This window comes from Streptomyces nidicola, assembly GCF_050106155.1.
Lineage (GTDB): Bacteria > Actinomycetota > Actinomycetes > Streptomycetales > Streptomycetaceae > Streptomyces.
In genome coordinates this window covers 2,873,225-2,890,647 of the sequence record NZ_JBNBPI010000001.1, presented here as the reverse complement: position 1 = coordinate 2,890,647, position 17,423 = coordinate 2,873,225, and the positions used below count along the sequence as shown (strand labels likewise).

Sequence of the window (17,423 nt, the reverse complement as noted above, 5' to 3'; positions counted from 1 at the left end):
TGATCCTGCCAGCTGGGGGCGCGCGGTGGCCAGGTTCGGAACGTCCCCTTGCGGTCACGTTCGGTGACGTTGTCGGCACGGCGTCGGGAGCACGAGGACGGCGCCACAGAACCACTCCGGGAACCCCATACCCTTGTTGTCATGAGCAGCAGCGACCCGCGTCCGGCCGTGGACGACCGTTCACCCGAGCACCCGAAGACATACGAAGTGCGCACCTACGGGTGCCAGATGAACGTCCACGACTCCGAGCGCTTGTCGGGTCTCCTGGAGGGCGCCGGTTATGTGCGCGCCCCCGAGGGCTCCGACGGCGACGCCGACGTCGTGGTCTTCAACACGTGCGCGGTGCGGGAGAACGCTGACAACAAGCTCTACGGCAACCTCGGACACCTCGCCCCCAAGAAGGCGCAGCGTCCGGGCATGCAGATCGCCGTGGGCGGCTGCCTCGCCCAGAAGGACCGCGACACCATCGTGAAGAAGGCGCCCTGGGTGGACGTCGTCTTCGGTACGCACAACATCGGCAAGCTGCCCGTCCTCCTGGAGCGCGCCCGCGTCCAAGAGGACGCCCAGGTCGAGATCGCCGAGTCCCTGGAGGCGTTCCCCTCCACGCTGCCCACCCGCCGCGAGAGCGCGTACGCGGCCTGGGTGTCGATCTCGGTCGGCTGCAACAACACCTGCACCTTCTGCATCGTCCCGGCGCTGCGCGGCAAGGAGAAGGACCGCAGGACCGGCGACATCCTCGCGGAGATCGAGGCCCTGGTCGGCGAGGGCGTCTCCGAGATCACGCTGCTCGGCCAGAACGTCAACGCCTACGGGAGCGACATCGGCGACCGCGAGGCCTTCAGCAAGCTGCTGCGCGCCTGTGGCGGCATCGAGGGACTGGAGCGCGTGCGCTTCACGTCCCCGCACCCGCGCGACTTCACGGACGACGTGATCGCCGCCATGGCCGAGACCCCGAACGTGATGCCGCAGCTGCACATGCCGCTGCAGTCCGGCTCGGACACGGTCCTGAAGGCGATGCGCCGCTCGTACCGCCAGGAGCGGTTCCTGAACATCATCGAGAAGGTCCGCGAGGCCATGCCGCACGCGGCCATCACGACCGACATCATCGTGGGCTTCCCCGGCGAGACCGAGGAGGACTTCGAGCAGACGATGCACGTCGTGCGCGAGGCCCGCTTCGCGCAGGCCTTCACCTTCCAGTACTCCAAGCGCCCGGGAACCCCGGCCGCCACCATGGAGAACCAGATCCCCAAGGAGGTCGTGCAGGCCCGCTACGAGCGCCTCGTCGCCCTCCAGGAGGAGATCTCCTGGGAGGAGAACAAGAAGCAGATCGGCCGCACCGTGGATCTCATGGTCGCCGAGGGCGAGGGCCGCAAGAACGGCGCCACCCACCGTCTCTCCGGCCGCGCCCCCGACAACCGCCTCGTGCACTTCACCAAGCCCGACGCCGAGGTGCGCCCCGGTGACGTCGTGACCGTCGAGATCACGTACGCAGCCCCGCACCACCTGCTCGCCGAGGGCGACGTCCTGAACGTGCGCCGCACGCGCGCGGGCGACGCGTGGGAAAAGCGCAACCAGGAGGAGCAGGACAAGAAGCAGGGCGTGCTGCTCGGCCTCCCGAAGATCGGCGTTCCCGAGCCGCTGCCCGCGGTCACCGGGGGCTGCGCCGTCGAGTGACCGGCCTCGCCCCCTGGGGGAGTGCGGCCGTTCCTGAGGGAGCGCGGCCGCCTTTTCCGTGCGCGGCGGGCGCGCAGTAGGCTGCCGATCATGCTTGTCGCCGCTGCCGCCTGCCCGTGCCCGCCCCTGCTCGTGCCCGAGGTCGCCGCGGGCGCGGCTCCGGAACTGGACGCCGCGCGCGCGGCGAGCGACGAAGCGATCGCGGCGCTGCTCGCGGCGGAACCCGACCTGGTGTGGGTCATCGGTGAGGGCCCGCGCACGGGCATCCACGAGCCGGGTGCCCGCGGCTCATTCCGCCCCTTCGGCGTCGACCTCGATGTGCACCTGGGAGCGGCGCCGTCCGCGCCCGTCGAGGCGACGCTCCCGCCGTCCCTCTCCGTAGGCGCGTGGCTGCTCACGCGCGCGGGGTGGAGCGGTGCGGTGCGTGGCTACGAGGTGGCGGGCGACGGCCCGTCGTTCGCCCATGCCGACGGCGCGTTCCGCCTCGCCGAGGGCAGGACCGGAGCGGAGCGCGTGGCATTCCTCGTCATGGGCGACGGCACGGCCTGCCGCACGCTGAAGGCCCCCGGCTACCTCGACGAGCGCGCCGAGGGCGTGGACGCGGCCATCGCCGCGGCACTGCGCGACCTCGACGTCGACGGCACGCTCGCGAACCTCGACGCCGACCTCGCCCGCGAACTGAAGATCTCCGGACGCGCCCCGTGGCAGCTCCTCAGCGCCGCCTGGGACAAGCGGGAGGGCGCGGGCCGCCTCCTGTACGAGGATGCTCCCTACGGAGTGGGCTACTTCGTCGCGTCCTGGACGTAGCGCGAAACGCCCCACAGACGGCGACGGCCGCGAACCCTTTGGGTTTCGCGGCCGTCGCCGTCTGTGGGGGCGCGCGGGGTCAGGAAGCAGCGGAAGGGGGCGAGGGCGGGGTGTTCCCGCCGTCGGTGTCCTTGGCGTTCTCGGCGTTCTTGCCCTCTGTCGCGGACATCCGGTCGACAGCGTCCTTGGCCTTGGCCGTGCCCATCTGGATCTTGTCGCTGTACTTGCCCTTGGTCTTCTCGTCGACCATCCTGCCGGCCTTCTCCAAGCCCTGGTCGATCTTGTCCCCGTGCTGCTGCGCGAGGTCCGAGACCTTGCTCTTGGCGGGGCCGAACCTGGCCTTCAACGAGTCGATGATCCCCATCGCTGCACCTTCCGTCGCACCGAAACCCTGGAGCTACTTGCGGGCGGCCTCACCGGCCTCGTTGTCCGCGGCCTGCTCCGCGGACTGCTGCTTCGGGATCTCCAGGCCCTCCGCCACGGCGGTCTCGGCCGGCTCGCCGTCGGCTGCGGTCTCCGTGGCCTCCTGCTCCGCGGTGGGAGCCGCGGCGGCCTCGGTGGACTCCTCGGCGTCCGCCACCTCTGGAGCGGCCGTCAGAGTGGCGGCCTGGGGCTCGGCGGTTGACGCCTCCTCCGCAGCATTGGCCTTCCGGCGAAACCTGGCAAAAACGCCCATGTCAACTCCATACGGTACTCGTGTGGGCGAAATCCCGCCCTACCCGGTGCGTCCCATTGCGGCGACCGGGGCGCCGGCTCTCGAAACCGGCGGCTGGAACCTCGCAACAGGCAACGAACCCGAACCTGTGGCGTCACGTCGCTCATTCGTGAACAGGTGCCCGGGTTTGCGAGACTGGGGCGGTGAGTAGCGCAGCTCCCGCCCCGCGGGTCATCGCCGTCGTCGGGCCGACCGCGGCAGGAAAGTCAGATCTCGGCGTCTTCCTCGCCAAGGAACTCGGCGGCGAGGTGGTCAACGCCGACTCCATGCAGCTGTACCGGGGGATGGACATCGGTACCGCCAAGCTGACGCCCGAGGAGCGCGCCGGGGTGCCGCACCACCTCCTGGACATCTGGGACGTCACGGAGGCCGCCAGCGTCGCCGAGTACCAGCGCCTCGCCCGCGCGGAGATCGACCGGCTGCTCGCGGCGGGCCGCTGGCCCGTGCTCGTCGGCGGATCAGGGCTCTACGTAAGAGGCGCCGTCGACAAGATGGAGTTCCCCGGCACCGACCCCGAGGTCCGCGCCCGCCTGGAGGACGAGCTCCGGCTGCGCGGCTCCGGCGCCCTGCACGCGCGGCTCGCCGCCGCCGACCCGGAGGCCGCCACGGCGATCCTGCCGAGCAACGGCCGACGCATCGTCCGTGCCCTGGAGGTCATCGAGATCACCGGCAAGCCGTTCACCGCCAACCTGCCGGGACACGACTCCGTCTACGACACCGTCCAGATCGGCGTGGACGTGGCGCGTCCCGAGCTCGACGAACGCATCGCCACGCGCGTGGACCGTATGTGGGAGGCGGGCCTCGTCGACGAGGTGCGCACGCTGGAGGCCCAGGGGCTGCGCGAGGGGCGTACGGCGTCGCGTGCGCTCGGCTACCAGCAGGTGCTCGCGGCGCTCGCCGGCGAGTGCACGCTGGACGAGGCGCGCGCGGAGACCGTCCGTGCCACCAAGCGCTTCGCGCGCCGCCAGGACTCGTGGTTCCGGCGCGACCCGCGGGTGCATTGGCTCAGTGGGGCCGTGGCGGAACGCGGGGAACTCCCGGCTCGCGCAATGTCGTTGGTCGAACGACCGGTTACAGCCTGATCACGTGATGGCATCGGGACGCTCCGCCCGTCATCCCGGCCTCTGTGGGCGTGCCATCATCGACCATCGATCGACCAGTGGAGTCCGGAGTGGGAGGGCGCGTGGCGATGGAGGCCGGCCCTCGTGACACCGCACCAGGCGGAGAGCAGCTCAGCACCGACGGTCCTGAGGCGAGCCCCGACGGCGTGATCGCCGACGGCCCGACCGCGGAGGAACTCGCCGCGCAGGACGAGGGCCAAGAGGTCGAGGTCGAGCTGCGCCCGCAGCGCAGGCTCCGCATCTGGCAGCTGGCACCCATCGTGATGCTGGCCGCGATCGGCTCGCTGATGTTCGCGTTCCCGCTGTTCTTCGAGTTCGGCGACGGCGGCGCGGTCGTGGCGATGCTCGGCCTCCTGATCAGCTCCTGCGCCGCGGGCTGGGGCATGATGGCGGCCCGCAGGGTGGGCTACACGCTGCCGGGACTGCCGCCGCGCGGTTCGGGCCGCTGGCCGGACTGGCGGGTCGTGGGCGCGTACGTCGTCGTGGTCGCGGCCGTCGCGGTGCTCGCCGTGTGGCGCGTGGCACGCCTGCGCTGACCGTGCTCGGCGCCCCTGGCAGGACTCCGCCGACCAGGTTGTCGCACCGATCTCGTACGATCGAGAAATGAGCACTTTCCTCAAGGGTCACGGGACCGAGAACGACTTCGTGATCATCCCGGACCCGGAGAACGCCATCGCGCTCTCGCCGACCGCCGTCGCCGCACTGTGCGACCGTCGGGCCGGCATCGGGGGCGACGGCGTGCTCCATGTCGTGCGCAGCGCCGCGCACCCCGAGGCGCGGCACATGGCCGACGAGGCGGAGTGGTTCATGGACTACCGCAATGGCGACGGTTCGGTGGCCGAGATGTGCGGCAACGGAGTGCGGGTCTTCGCCCGCTACCTCCAGCACGCGGGACACGTCGGCGAGGGAGACCTCGCCGTGGCCACCCGGGGCGGCGTCAAGGCAGTCCACATCGACAAGGAAGGCCTGATCACGGTCGGCATGGGCAGGGCGACGCTCCCCGAGGGCGACGTCACCGTCAGCGTCGACGAGCGGACCTGGCCCGCGACGAACGTGAACATGGGGAACCCGCACGCGGTCGCCTTCGTGGCCGACCTCGCGCACGCGGGCACGCTGTACGACCCGCCCCCCTTCGCGCCGGCGAACGCTTACCCGGAGGGTGTGAACGTCGAGTTCGTCGTCGACCGCGGCCCGCGGCACGTGGCCATGCGCGTGCACGAGCGGGGCTCCGGAGAGACCCGCTCCTGCGGCACCGGCGCCTGCGCCGTGGCCGTCGCGACCGCCCGCAGGGACGGCCTGGACCCGGCTGTGACCGGGGCCCCTGTCACGTACGAGATCGATCTGCCCGGAGGCAGGCTGACGATCACCGAGCGTGCGGACGGCGAGATCGAGATGACCGGTCCCGCTGTGATCGTCGCGGAAGGTCGGCTCGACACCGACTGGTTCGCGGCAGTCGAAACCGTAAACCAGTGAACCTTCGCTCGAATGGGTGATCCGTTTCACGCTCGGCGAGAGCGGGACTGCGCCACGTGATGGGCTCGGTAGCATCAAGCACCGGTCCGGACGGGTGCCGCCGCCAGCCCGCCGCCGGTCGACAAAGCCGGAGGTGCTCATGAGTGCGGAGGCGACCAACCCCGCGAACCCGGGACCGATCACGCCCGGAGCGCACCGTCGGCGTGGCCGCCCCCGGATCGACCTGCGACGTCTCGGCCGCGCGGCGCTCCTCGGCCCCACCGCCCGCGGCCGCCTCCCCGACGCGATCGGCCACGTGGCGGAGGCCCACCGGGCCCACTACCCCGACGCCGTCCTGGAGCCCCTGCACCGCGCCTACGTACTGGCCGAGTCCTCGCACCGCGGCCAGATGCGCAAGAGCGGCGAGCCGTACATCACACACCCGCTCGCGGTGACGCTGATCCTGGCCGAGCTGGGCGCGGAGACCACGACGCTGACCGCCTCCCTGCTCCACGACACCGTGGAGGACACCGAGGTCACGCTCGACCAGGTGCGCAAGGAGTTCGGCGAGGAGGTCGCCTATCTCGTCGACGGCGTGACCAAGCTGGAGAAGGTCGACTACGGAGCGGCGGCAGAACCCGAGACCTTCCGCAAAATGCTCGTCGCGACCGGGAACGACGTGCGCGTCATGTCGATCAAGCTCGCCGACCGCCTGCACAACATGCGCACCCTCGGCGTCATGCGCCAGGAGAAGCAGGAACGGATCGCCAGAGTCACCCGCGACGTCCTGATCCCGCTCGCCGAGCGGCTGGGCGTGCAGGCACTGAAGACCGAGCTCGAAGACCTCGTGTTCGCGATCCTGCGCCCCGAGGAGTACGGGCAGACGCGCGAGCTCATGACCTCCTACGCGCAGCGCACCGAGGACTCCCTCGCCGGGTTCGCGACCGAGCTGCGCTCAGTGCTGCGCGAGGCGGGCCTGAGCGCCGAAGTCCTCATCAGGCCGCGGCACTTCGTCTCCGTCCACCGGGTGCGGCGCAAGCGCGGCGAGCTGCGCGGGGCCGACTTCGGACGCCTCCTCGTCCTGGTGAACGAGGACGCGGACTGTTACGGCGTCCTCGGCGAGCTGCACACGTGTTTCACGCCGGTGGTCTCGGAGTTCAAGGACTTCATCGCCGTGCCGAAGTTCAACCTGTACCAGTCGCTGCACACCGCGGTCGCCCGCACGGACGGCGAGGTCGCCGAAGTCCTCATCCGTACGCACCAGATGCACAAGGTGGCCGAGGCGGGCGTCGTGGCGCTCGGCAATCCGTACACGCCCTCCGGCGAGGAGCACCTGGATACCGTGGGCGAGCGCTCCGACCCCACGCGCCCCGGCTGGCTGAACCGGCTGCTCGAATGGCAGCAGTCCGCCCCGGACACCGACACGTTCTGGTCGACGCTGCGCGAGGACCTCGCCCAGGACCGCGAGATCACCGTCTTCCGGCCCGACGGAGGCTCCATCGGCCTTCCCGCGGGCGCCAGTTGCGTCGACGCCGCGTACGCGCAGTACGGAGAGGACGCCCACGCCTGCATCGGCGCGCGGGTCAACGGCCGCCTGGCGACGCTCAGTACGGTCCTCGGCGACGGTGACACCGTCCAGCTGCTCATGGCGGGCGTGGAGGGCAGCGCCGCGTCCGAGCCGTCGGTCGACTGGCTCGACCACGCCCGTACGCCCGCCGCCCGCATCGCCATCCGCCGCTGGCTCGCCACCCACCCGGAGGGGCCGAGCGCACCCCCCTCGGCGCCCCGCGCCCCGTACAGCGGCCCCTCGGCGCGGCCCTCCGCGGCGAACGCCGTGGTCGACCAGCCGGGTGCCACAGTGCGCCTCGCGGGCTGTTGTACGCCCGTACCGCCCGACGAGGTGACCGGGTTCGCCGTGCGCGGCGGCGTCGTCACCGTGCACCGCGTCTCCTGTTCCGGAGTGGCGCGCATGAAGGAAGCGGGGCGTGCGGAGGTCGGCGTGCGCTGGGCGGACGCGGAGGCCGCCGAGTACCGGGTGACCCTGATCGCCGAGTCGTTCAGCCGCCCCCATCTGCTGGCCGACCTGACCGAGGCCATAGCGCTGGAGGGCGTCGCCATCATCTCGGCGACCGTCGACCCGCCCGACCAGGGCCGCGTCCGGCACACGTACACCCTCCAACTCCCGGACGCCGCGCACCTCCAGGGCCTCATGCGGGCGATGCGCAACGTGCCGGGCGTGTACGACGTGGGGCGCACGCGACACGCGGCGGCGGGCGCCCTGTAGGCCCACCCGGAACCCTCGTTCGGGTGGTGCGGCGCGTGCCGCACCGTGCGCCGAGGCGCGCGCTGATAGCCGTAGTTCATGCTGCTCAGCTCCCGAACGTCCCGCGTCGCCGCACTTCTGGCCGCCGGCGCCTCGCTCGCCCTTGTCGCCGCGGCCGCACCCGCCGAGCCGCTCGGCGTCGGCGACCGGCTCTTCCCGCATCTCGGCAATCCCGGCTACGACGTCACCGACTACGACATCTCCTTCACGTACCACGGTGACAACAGCAAGCCCCTCGATGCCGTCACCAAGATCAACGCGCGGGCGACCTCCTGGCTCGACCGGATCAACCTCGACTTCTCGCACGGCACCGTGCGTTCGGTGACGGTCAACGGGGCGCGGGCGCACTACGTCACCAAGGGCGAGGACCTGGTCGTCACACCCGCCGCGGCCGTGGCCCCCGGCCAACCGCTGAACATCACCGTGCAGCACACCAGCGACCCGAGGCCCGGCAAGAAGGAAGTCGGCTGGCTGCGTACCAAGGACGGGCTCGCGATGGCCAACCAGGCCGACGCAGCGCACCGCGTCTTCCCGTCCAACGACCACCCCTCCGACAAGGCCTACTTCACCTTCCGGGTCACCGCACCGAAGGAGTACACGGCGGTCGCCAACGGTCTCCCTGTCGCGAAAACGCGACAAGGAGGAGCCACGAAGTGGGCCTACCGCACCGCCCACCCCATGGCCACGGAGCTGGCCCAGGTCTCCATCGGCCGCTCCACCGTGCTGCACCAGGACGGCCCGGACGGACTGCCCGTACGCGATGTCGTGCCGACAAAGGACGCCAAGGCCCTGAAGCCGTGGCTCAAGAAGACGCCGGCACAGATCTCTTGGATGGAGGGGAAGGTCGGCAACTACCCCTTCGAGAACTACGGCCTGCTGATCGCCCACGCGTCCACCGGCTTCGAACTCGAGACGCAAACGCTCTCTCTCTTCGAGAGAGACCTGTTCACGCGCTCCGAGTACCCGAAGTGGTACGTCGAGTCGATCATGGTCCACGAACTGGCGCATCAGTGGTTCGGCGACAGCGTCAGCCCCCGCTCCTGGTCCGACCTGTGGCTCAACGAGGGCCACGCCACCTGGTACGAGTCCCTGTACGCCCAAGAGAAGGCGGACCGGCCCATGGTGAAGCGGATGCGCGCCGCCTACCGCGCGTCCGACGCGATGCGCGCCGACGGCGGTCCGCCCGCCGCACCCAAGGCGCCCACGAGCGACGGGAAGATCAGCATCTTCCGGCCGGTCGTCTACGACGGCAGCGCCCTGGTCCTCTACGCCCTGCGCCAGGAGATCGGCGCGGACATGTTCCAGCGCCTGGAGCGCGTCTGGCTTGCCACGCACCGTGACTCCACCGCCACGACCGCGGACTTCGTGAAGCTCGCCTCGCAGCTGTCGGGACGGGACTTGAGCGGCTTCTTCCACGCCTGGCTCTACGGCAAGAAGACGCCGCCCATGCCGGGGCACCCGGACTGGAAGACCGACCCGGTGTCGAAGCGCTGACACGGGGCAAAATCCAGATGACGAGACGGCCCGTGCCGTGCGAATATCGTCGACGTCGACGGCGCGGGCCACCGGATCGGCGCTCGCGGGAATCCCCGGGGCAGGCCGAGCGTTGTGACAGATGACGGGTGGGACGCCCGTCGCGTATCCCGAATCCCACAGACGTAAGGACCCAATGACCTCCTCTTCTTCCCCTTCCCAGGACGCGCAGAACATGGTGCAGAACCACACCGAGAGCCTTCGGGCCGATGCCCTGATGGAAGAGGACGTCGCCTGGAGCCACGAGATCGACGGAGAGCGGGACGGCCAGCAGTTCGACCGCTCCGAGCGCGCGGCCCTTCGCCGCGTCGCGGGCCTCTCCACCGAGCTCGAGGACGTCACCGAGGTCGAGTACCGACAGCTCCGCCTGGAGCGCGTGGTACTCGTCGGCGTGTGGACTTCGGGAACGGTTCATGACGCGGAGAACTCCCTCGCGGAGCTCGCCGCCCTCGCCGAGACGGCGGGCGCGCTCGTGCTCGACGGCGTGATCCAGCGCCGCGACAAGCCGGACGCGGCGACGTACATCGGCTCGGGCAAGGCCCAGGAGCTGCGCGACGTCGTGCTCGAGACCGGAGCGGACACCGTCGTGTGCGACGGTGAGCTCAGCCCCGGTCAGCTCATCCACCTCGAGGACGTCGTCAAGGTCAAGGTGGTCGACAGGACCGCACTGATCCTCGACATCTTCGCCCAGCACGCCAAGTCCCGAGAGGGCAAGGCGCAGGTCGCGCTCGCGCAGATGCAGTACATGCTGCCGCGGCTGCGCGGCTGGGGTCAGTCGCTGTCCCGGCAGATGGGTGGCGGTGGCTCCGGTTCCTCAGGCGGCGGTATGGCCACCCGTGGTCCCGGTGAGACCAAGATCGAGACGGACCGGCGTCGGATCCGCGAGAAGATGGCGAAGATGCGCCGTGAGATCGCGGAGATGAAGACCGGCCGAGACATCAAGCGCCAGGAGCGCCGCAGGCACAAGGTGCCTTCGGTGGCCATCGCCGGGTACACCAACGCCGGCAAGTCCTCGCTCCTCAACCGCCTCACGGGCGCGGGCGTCCTGGTGGAGAACTCGCTGTTCGCCACACTGGACCCGACCGTGCGCCGGGCCGAGACCCCGAGCGGTCGGCTGTACACACTGGCCGACACGGTCGGTTTCGTACGGCACCTGCCGCACCACCTCGTCGAGGCGTTCCGCTCGACCATGGAGGAGGTCGGCGACTCCGACCTGATCCTGCACGTGGTCGACGGTTCGCACCCGGCGCCGGAGGAGCAGCTCGCCTCCGTACGTGAGGTCATCCGCGACGTCGGGGCGACGAACGTGCCCGAGATCGTGGTGATCAACAAGGCGGACGCGGCCGACCCGTTGGTGCTGCAGCGGCTGCTGCGCGTGGAGAAGCACGCGATCGCCGTCTCTGCCCGCTCGGGCATGGGCATCGAGGAGCTGCTCGAGCTCATCGACGCCGAACTGCCGCGCCCCGCGGTCGAGATCGAGGTCCTCGTGCCGTACACACACGGCCAGCTGGTCGCGCGGGCGCACGCCGACGGCGAGGTGATCTCCGAGGAGCACACGCCGGAGGGCACGCTCCTGAAGGCACGCGTCCACGAGGAACTCGCGGCGGAACTCGCGCCGTATGTTCCGGCGGTGGTCGCGGGCTGACGGCCCGTCCCGGCGTAACGAACATGGCTGAGCCCCTCTCCGGTCCACCGGAGAGGGGCTCAGCCATGAGATCGGTACTGAACGGCGGCCTACCTACTACTGCCCGGCGAACTTCCTGCTCACCGAGTCGTAGATCCCCTTGGCCTCCTTGCCGAGCCGCGGGCCCGCGAGCCAACCCGCCGTCACCGGGCCGATCGAGGTGTTGGACACCAGGGCCGGCTTGCCGTCGGCGCCCTGGCCGACCCAGCCGCCGCCGGACGAACCGCCCGTCATGGTGCAGCCGATGCGGTACATCGTCGGGTCCGCGTCGCTCAGCGAAAGACGGCCCGGCCTGTCGGCGCACTGGTACAGCTTCTGCCCGTCGAACGGCGCCGCCGCCGGGTAGCCCTTCGCGGTCAGCTGCGAGACCTTCGGCACCGCCGGCGCGTTGAAGTTCACCGGAAGCGCCGAACCCACCGTCTCCTCGAGGGACTTGGTGGTGCCGCCCTTCTCAGGCGTCACATGGATCACCGCGAAGTCGTACGAAGCGCCCGCCCCGCCGCTCGGGCCGCCCTGCGCGATCCACTGGTCGGACGTCAGTGCCGCGTCGCCCCACCACACGCCGTACGGCGCGACCTCGTTCCTTGGCGCGTTCTGCAGCTCCTGCTCGGACTTGCCACTGTCGTTGTACGAGGGCACGAACGCGATGTTGCGGTACCAGCCGCCGTTCTTGCCCGCGTGCACACAATGGCCCGCCGTCCAGAGCATGTTGGACTTGCCGGGGTGCGCGGGGTCGGTGACCACGGTCGCCGAGCAGACCATCGAACCCTTGGGGCCGTCGAAGAACAGCTTGCCCGCGTACGGGGCGTTCGCGTGGTACGGAGTGGACACGCCCGCGGCCGCCACCGGCCTCGGCTCCGGGTCCGTCACACCCTGGTCGCCGGAGAGGTCGTTCTCGTCCACCTCGCCCCCGGGGTTCTTGTCGGCGTCCCGCATCCGGTCCGAGTCCCACAGACCGGCGATGATCGGGTTGACGAAGTCCTGCGCCTCACGCAGCCACTTGTCCTTGTCCCAGTTCTTCCACTCGCCGTCCTTCCACTTGTCCGGATCGATCCCGTGCTCCTTGAGCCGGTCCGTGATGTCGTCCGGGATCTTGAACTTGCCATCGCCCGCGGATGCCGAGGCGGTCGGCTTGTCGTTCGCGTTGTTCTCGCCCGGGCCGCACGCCGTGGCGGTCAGAGCGACCACAGCACCGAGCGCGACCGCCGCCGCCACAGGGGACGTTCTGCTTCGCGCGCCTCGAGTGCGGCGCGCGGCGAACTGCGGGCGTATGGGTCGCATGTCGTGAATCCCCCTGGGCTTCGAAATGGTTGAACTGCCGTGCGTGTGCGGTGGAGCCGAGTCGACACCTCGCCGCCGAACGGCACACCACCCTATGCCGGTGCCGTCGGGGCCGACCGACGGAACAGCAACGGTTCCGTCACGGAGGGATCTTCCGGCCGGTACGGATCGTTAGGGGGCGGCGCGCCTCGGGCCTGCGGTGGGGGAGCGGCGACCGTTGCGGCTCGTCGGCGCCCCGGGTACCTGGCAAAGGTCTGCTCATGAGTCCCGTACGAGCCGTGTTCCTCCGCCCGTCCCGTCGTTGGTACGTACGGGGGAACCGCAGTCGGTGTTCAGCGCGCGCCGACTCGCCCCGCCGATCGGTGAGTCGAGGGGCCTTTTCGGCCGTATATCCAGCGGGAGGACCAACAGCCGTGGCGGTGACCGATCCTGTGCCTGTGACCGATCCTGAGACCGTGGCGGTGCCGGCCCCGTATGGCGGGGGGACACAGCAAACCCCTGTTCGCGACACCGTCGCGCACGAGGGGATCCTGCGCCGTCAGTGCGCGCGGGAGTCCGCGGCGCGCACCTATGCGCGCGCCCTGCCGATCGTGCCGGTACGGGCCCGTGGGCTCACCATCGAGGGCGCCGACGGCCGCCGCTATCTGGACTGCCTGTCCGGCGCGGGGACCCTCGCGCTCGGCCACAATCACCCGGTGGTGCTCGAGGCCATCCGCAAGGTGCTCGACTCTGGTGCGCCGCTGCACGTCCTCGACCTGGCCACCCCGGTCAAGGACGCCTTCACCACCGAGCTGTTCAGCACGCTGCCGCCCGGGCTCGCCGACCGGGCCCGCATCCAGTTCTGCGGCCCCGCGGGCACCGACGCCGTCGAGGCCGCGCTGAAACTGGTCCGCACCGCCACCGGGCGCTCGGGCCTGCTGTCCTTCGCGGGCGCCTATCACGGCATGACCGCGGGGGCGCTCGAAGCCTCCGGCGGGGCGCAGGACGTCCGCGTGACGCGTCTGCCGTATCCGCAGGACTACCGCTGCCCCTTCGGTATCGGGGGGCCGCGCGGCGCCGAACTCGCCGCCCGCTGGACCGAATCGCTCCTCGACGACACCAAGTCCGGGGTGCCGCAGCCGGCGGGCATGATTCTCGAACCGGTGCAGGGGGAGGGCGGAGTCATCCCCGCTCCCGACGCCTGGCTGCGCCGGATGCGAACCGTCACCGAGCAGCGCTCGATCCCGCTGGTCGTCGACGAGGTGCAGACCGGCGTCGGCCGCACCGGCGCCTTCTGGGCCGTGGAGCACAGCGGTGTCGTGCCCGACGTCATGGTCCTCTCCAAGGCCATCGGAGGCAGCCTGCCGCTCGCCGTGGTCGTCTACCGCGACGACCTCGACGTCTGGCCGCCTGGAGCGCACGCCGGCACCTTCCGCGGCAACCAGCTCGCCATGGCCGCGGGCGCCGCCACCCTTTCGTATGTCCGTGAGAACGCCCTCGCCGAGCGAGCCGCCACCCTCGGCGCCCGCATGCTCGGTCAACTCCGCCGGCTTTCCGACGAGTTCGCATGCGTGGGCGAGGTCCGTGGGCGTGGCCTGATGATCGGCGTGGAGCTCGTCGACCCGGAGGGCGCCGTCCCCGCTCCCGGCGCCGAGGAACTCGCCGGTGACCCCCTGCTCGCAGGGCCCGCCCCGCTCCCGGCCGCACCTCAACTCGCCGCCGCCGTGCGCGACGCCTGCCTCCACCGCGGCCTGATCGTCGAACTCGGCGGCCGTCATTCGAGCGTCGTACGCCTGCTTCCTCCCCTCACCATCACCGACGAGCAGGCCGCGGCCATCGTGGACCGGCTCGCGGACGCCCTCGCGTCCGTCGCCCGCACCCGCCGTCACGAGTCGTAGGAGCGCCCGACGACACGCCACCACCAGAGACGGCAGTGACACGCCGGACCGGCCTGACCACCGCCTCATGGAGCCCACCACCCCACGCAAGGAAGCCAGTTGAACGCCACCCCCGCACCCGACGGCCGTTCCCGTCCCACCGCCGGCGGATCCTGTGACACGCAAGCCCCGCGCGCCCAGGAGCGCGACTCGATCCCGCGGCAGCAGGGCGGCGACCAGGAGACCGATCGTCCCCGCACCACCGTCGTCGATCTCCTGGAACACCCGGACCCCGCGACCGCCGCCCAGGCGGCAGCGGTCGAGAACCTGCTGCGCTGCTGGGTGCGCGAGAACAACATCGCTCCTCCTTCCTTCGGTGCGCTCCGCATCCCGCTGCCCGCGAGCGGCACCGTCCTCCTTGTCCCGGTCCGCTACTGGTCCCCCTCCGGCTGGCACCGCTTCGGCCTGCCCTGCCTGGAGGACGCACCCCCGCACGCCCCCGGCGTGGACGCCGTCGCACTCGCCGCCCTCCTGAGCAGGGAGTCGGCCCATGGCGAGGCCGACGCCCCCGACGCCTCAGGTGGCCCTGCCCAGCAAGCGCCCGCCCCCGGCGGCGACAGTGGTGAACTGGTGGTCCGCGTCGCCGACTCGATGCGCCGCACCACCGACTTCATCGCGGACCGCCGCCGCCACCCCGTGGACCAGGCCGACCCCTTCCTCGCCGCAGAGCAAGCACTGCTCCTCGGGCACCCGCTGCACCCGACTCCGAAGAGCCGCGAGGGGCTCTCCGACGCCGAAGCGAGCCGCTACTCACCGGAGTTGCGTGGCTCCTTCCCCCTGCACTGGATCGCCGTGGCCCCGGATGTCCTCGCCCACGACTCGGCCTGGACCGAACAAGACCGCGCCCGCACCGCCGCCGAACTCACCTCCCAACTCGCGGGGCCGGGGCTTCCGCTGCCCGCAGGACACGCCGCGCTGCCCGTGCACCCATGGCAGCTGCGCGAACTGCGTGAACGCCCGGCCACCGCCGCCCTCCTGGACGCCGGCCTGCTGCGCGACCTGGGACCGCACGGCGAGCCCTGGTTCCCCACCTCCTCCGTCCGCACGCTGTACCGGCCCGGTGCGCCGGCCATGCTCAAGCTCTCCCTGGGCCTGCGCATCACCAACTCCCGCCGGGAGAACCTCCGCAAGGAACTCCACCGGGGCGTCGAGGTCCACCGGCTCCTCGGCACCGGTCTCGCAGCGCAGTGGCAGGCCGCGCACCCCGGGTTCGACGTCGTCCGCGACCCGGCCTGGCTCGCCGTCGACGGCCCGGACGGCGAACCGGTGCCGGGCCTGGACGTGATGATCCGCACCAACCCCTTCCGCCCCCACGACGACGCGGCATGCGTCGCCGGCTTCGTCTCACCCAGGCCGACCGCCGACCCGGCCGACCGCACCGGCAACCCGGCCATGAGTTCCCGCCTCGCCGACACGGTGAACCGGCTCGCGACCCGCACCGGGCGCCCCCGTGGAGCCGTGGCCGCCGAGTGGTTCCTGCGGTATCTGGAACACGTCGTACGCCCCGTGCTCTGGCTCGACGGCGAAGCCGGCGTCGCCCTGGAGGCCCACCAGCAGAACACCCTGCTGCTCCTGGACGGCGACGGCTGGCCCGCCGGCGGGCGCTACCGGGACAACCAGGGCTTCTACTTCCGCGAGTCCCGCCGCGCCGAACTCGACCGGCGTCTGCCCGGCATCGGCATGGACAGCGATACCTTCGTCGACGACGACGTCACCGACGAGCGATTCGCCTACTACCTCGCCATCAACAACGTCCTCGGCCTGATCGGAGCCTTCGGTTCCCAACGGCTCGCCGACGAACAGCTGTTGATCGCCGCGTTCCGCCGCTTCCTCGGCGAGGCCGCCACCGGTCCGAACCGGCAGCGCAGCACACTGCCGAGCCTGCTGCTCGACTCGCCCACGCTGCGCTGCAAGGCCAACATGCTCACCCGGCTGCACGGCCTCGACGAACTCGTCGGCCCCGTCGACACCCAGTCCGTCTACGTCACCATCGCCAACCCCTTTCATTCCCGTCGTACCTGAGAGGAGCGTCGCTGTGCCTCCCACGGATGCGAGCACCGACGCCGACACCACTTCCACTGCCGCCTCCCACGCCCCCGCCCCACCCGCGGGGAACGTGGGGAACGCGGAGAACGCGCAGGGCGCTGAGGGTGCTGACAGCGCTGCGAACGCGGAGCACACGCGGAGCGCGGACGGTGCGGACAGCGCCGACTTCCAGGACACCCTGGACCTGCGTCTCCCCGACGAACTACTCGCGCTCATCGCGGAGCAGGCCGGCGGGCACCGACTCGCCCCCGATCCCACGGCCCTGACCGAGCACGACCTGCTGGACGACGTGGGGGAGTGGGGACCGGTCACCACTCCCTCAGGCGTGTTCCAGCTCGTTCCGGTGCGCGTCGAGCGAGACCTGGCACTCCTCAGCCGTTGGATGAACGACCCCGCCGTGGCCGCCTTCTGGGAGCTCGCGGGACCCGACACCGTCACCGCGGACCACCTGAAGCCCCAACTCGACGGCGACGGACGCAGCGTGCCCTGCCTCGGCGTCCTCGACGGCGCGCCCATGAGCTACTGGGAGATCTACCGCGCCGACCTCGACCCGCTGGCCCGCCACTACCCCGCCCGCCCGCACGACACCGGAATCCACCTCCTCATCGGTGGCGTCGCCGACCGCGGACGAGGGCTCGGCACCACGCTGCTCACAGCCGTCGCCGACCTCGTACTCGATCATCGCCCGCGCTGCGCGCGCGTCATCGCGGAACCCGACCTTCGCAACACCCCCTCCGTCTCCGCCTTCCTGGGCGCGGGATTCCGCTTCTTCGCCGAGGTGGACCTCCCCGACAAGCGGGCCGCGCTCATGGTCCGTGACCGCGCCCTGCGCAACGTGCTCCAGGCCAGTCACTCTCTGTAACGAACCTCG

At 71.0% G+C, this 17,423-nt stretch carries 14 protein-coding genes; 11 read left to right on the top strand and 3 right to left on the bottom strand.

From position 1 onward, the window contains the following. Positions 1-141: 141 nt before the first annotated feature. Complete coding sequence (miaB, locus tag ACOKM3_RS13060) at positions 142-1,674, top strand: tRNA (N6-isopentenyl adenosine(37)-C2)-methylthiotransferase MiaB (protein ID WP_426900090.1); 1,533 nt, start codon at positions 142-144, stop codon at positions 1,672-1,674. 90 nt (positions 1,675-1,764) lie between these two features. Then, complete coding sequence (locus tag ACOKM3_RS13055; RefSeq protein WP_426900088.1) at positions 1,765-2,481, top strand: class III extradiol dioxygenase subunit B-like domain-containing protein; 717 nt, start codon at positions 1,765-1,767, stop codon at positions 2,479-2,481. 79 nt (positions 2,482-2,560) lie between these two features. Here the strand turns inward: ACOKM3_RS13055 and ACOKM3_RS13050 are convergent, their stop codons facing one another. Together ACOKM3_RS13050 and ACOKM3_RS13045 are read right to left on the bottom strand one after the other, a co-directional pair. Next, positions 2,561-2,845, bottom strand: a complete 285-nt coding sequence (locus ACOKM3_RS13050) for an antitoxin (RefSeq protein WP_426900086.1) — start codon at positions 2,843-2,845, stop codon at positions 2,561-2,563. 33 nt (positions 2,846-2,878) lie between these two features. Further along, a complete protein-coding gene (locus tag ACOKM3_RS13045; protein WP_426900084.1) occupies positions 2,879-3,157 on the bottom strand; it encodes a hypothetical protein in 279 nt (92 codons plus the stop codon). Between the two features lie 182 nt (positions 3,158-3,339). Between ACOKM3_RS13045 and miaA the strand changes: the two genes are divergently transcribed. The 6 genes from miaA (at position 3,340) to hflX (ending at position 11,270) form a co-directional block, all read left to right on the top strand. Next, positions 3,340-4,278 (top strand): tRNA (adenosine(37)-N6)-dimethylallyltransferase MiaA, encoded by a 939-nt coding sequence (miaA, locus tag ACOKM3_RS13040; protein WP_426900082.1) that lies wholly within the window; start codon positions 3,340-3,342, stop codon positions 4,276-4,278. A gap of 107 nt (positions 4,279-4,385) precedes the next feature. Then, complete coding sequence (locus ACOKM3_RS13035; protein ID WP_426906784.1) at positions 4,386-4,853, top strand: hypothetical protein; 468 nt, start codon at positions 4,386-4,388, stop codon at positions 4,851-4,853. Positions 4,854-4,920: 67 nt separating this feature from the next. Next, positions 4,921-5,790 carry a diaminopimelate epimerase gene (dapF, locus tag ACOKM3_RS13030; protein WP_426900080.1) on the top strand — a complete coding sequence of 290 codons (870 nt, stop codon included), beginning with the start codon at positions 4,921-4,923 and terminating at the stop codon, positions 5,788-5,790. Between the two features lie 139 nt (positions 5,791-5,929). Next, positions 5,930-8,053, top strand: coding sequence for a RelA/SpoT family protein (locus ACOKM3_RS13025; RefSeq protein ID WP_426900078.1), 2,124 nt, complete (start codon positions 5,930-5,932; stop codon positions 8,051-8,053). A gap of 78 nt (positions 8,054-8,131) precedes the next feature. After that, positions 8,132-9,586 carry a M1 family metallopeptidase gene (locus ACOKM3_RS13020; protein ID WP_426900076.1) on the top strand — a complete coding sequence of 485 codons (1,455 nt, stop codon included), beginning with the start codon at positions 8,132-8,134 and terminating at the stop codon, positions 9,584-9,586. 175 nt (positions 9,587-9,761) lie between these two features. Beyond that, positions 9,762-11,270, top strand: coding sequence for a GTPase HflX (gene hflX / locus ACOKM3_RS13015; RefSeq protein WP_426900074.1), 1,509 nt, complete (start codon positions 9,762-9,764; stop codon positions 11,268-11,270). 96 nt (positions 11,271-11,366) lie between these two features. On the opposite strand, the gene ACOKM3_RS13010 is transcribed toward hflX, so the two are convergent. Continuing rightward, on the bottom strand, positions 11,367-12,590 hold the full coding sequence (locus tag ACOKM3_RS13010; RefSeq protein WP_426900072.1) for a trypsin-like serine peptidase: 1,224 nt from the start codon (positions 12,588-12,590) through the stop codon (positions 11,367-11,369). A gap of 461 nt (positions 12,591-13,051) precedes the next feature. On the opposite strand from ACOKM3_RS13010, the gene ACOKM3_RS13005 reads away from it, so the two are divergent. The 3 genes from ACOKM3_RS13005 (at position 13,052) to ACOKM3_RS12995 (ending at position 17,414) form a co-directional block, all read left to right on the top strand. Then, entirely contained in the window at positions 13,052-14,467 is a 1,416-nt protein-coding gene (locus tag ACOKM3_RS13005) for a diaminobutyrate--2-oxoglutarate transaminase family protein (protein WP_426906783.1), read from the top strand. A 99-nt stretch (positions 14,468-14,566) separates the two neighbouring features. Further along, positions 14,567-16,528 carry an IucA/IucC family protein gene (locus tag ACOKM3_RS13000; RefSeq protein WP_426900070.1) on the top strand — a complete coding sequence of 654 codons (1,962 nt, stop codon included), beginning with the start codon at positions 14,567-14,569 and terminating at the stop codon, positions 16,526-16,528. 13 nt (positions 16,529-16,541) lie between these two features. Then, positions 16,542-17,414, top strand: coding sequence for a GNAT family N-acetyltransferase (locus ACOKM3_RS12995; protein WP_426900068.1), 873 nt, complete (start codon positions 16,542-16,544; stop codon positions 17,412-17,414). Positions 17,415-17,423: the final 9 nt, after the last annotated feature.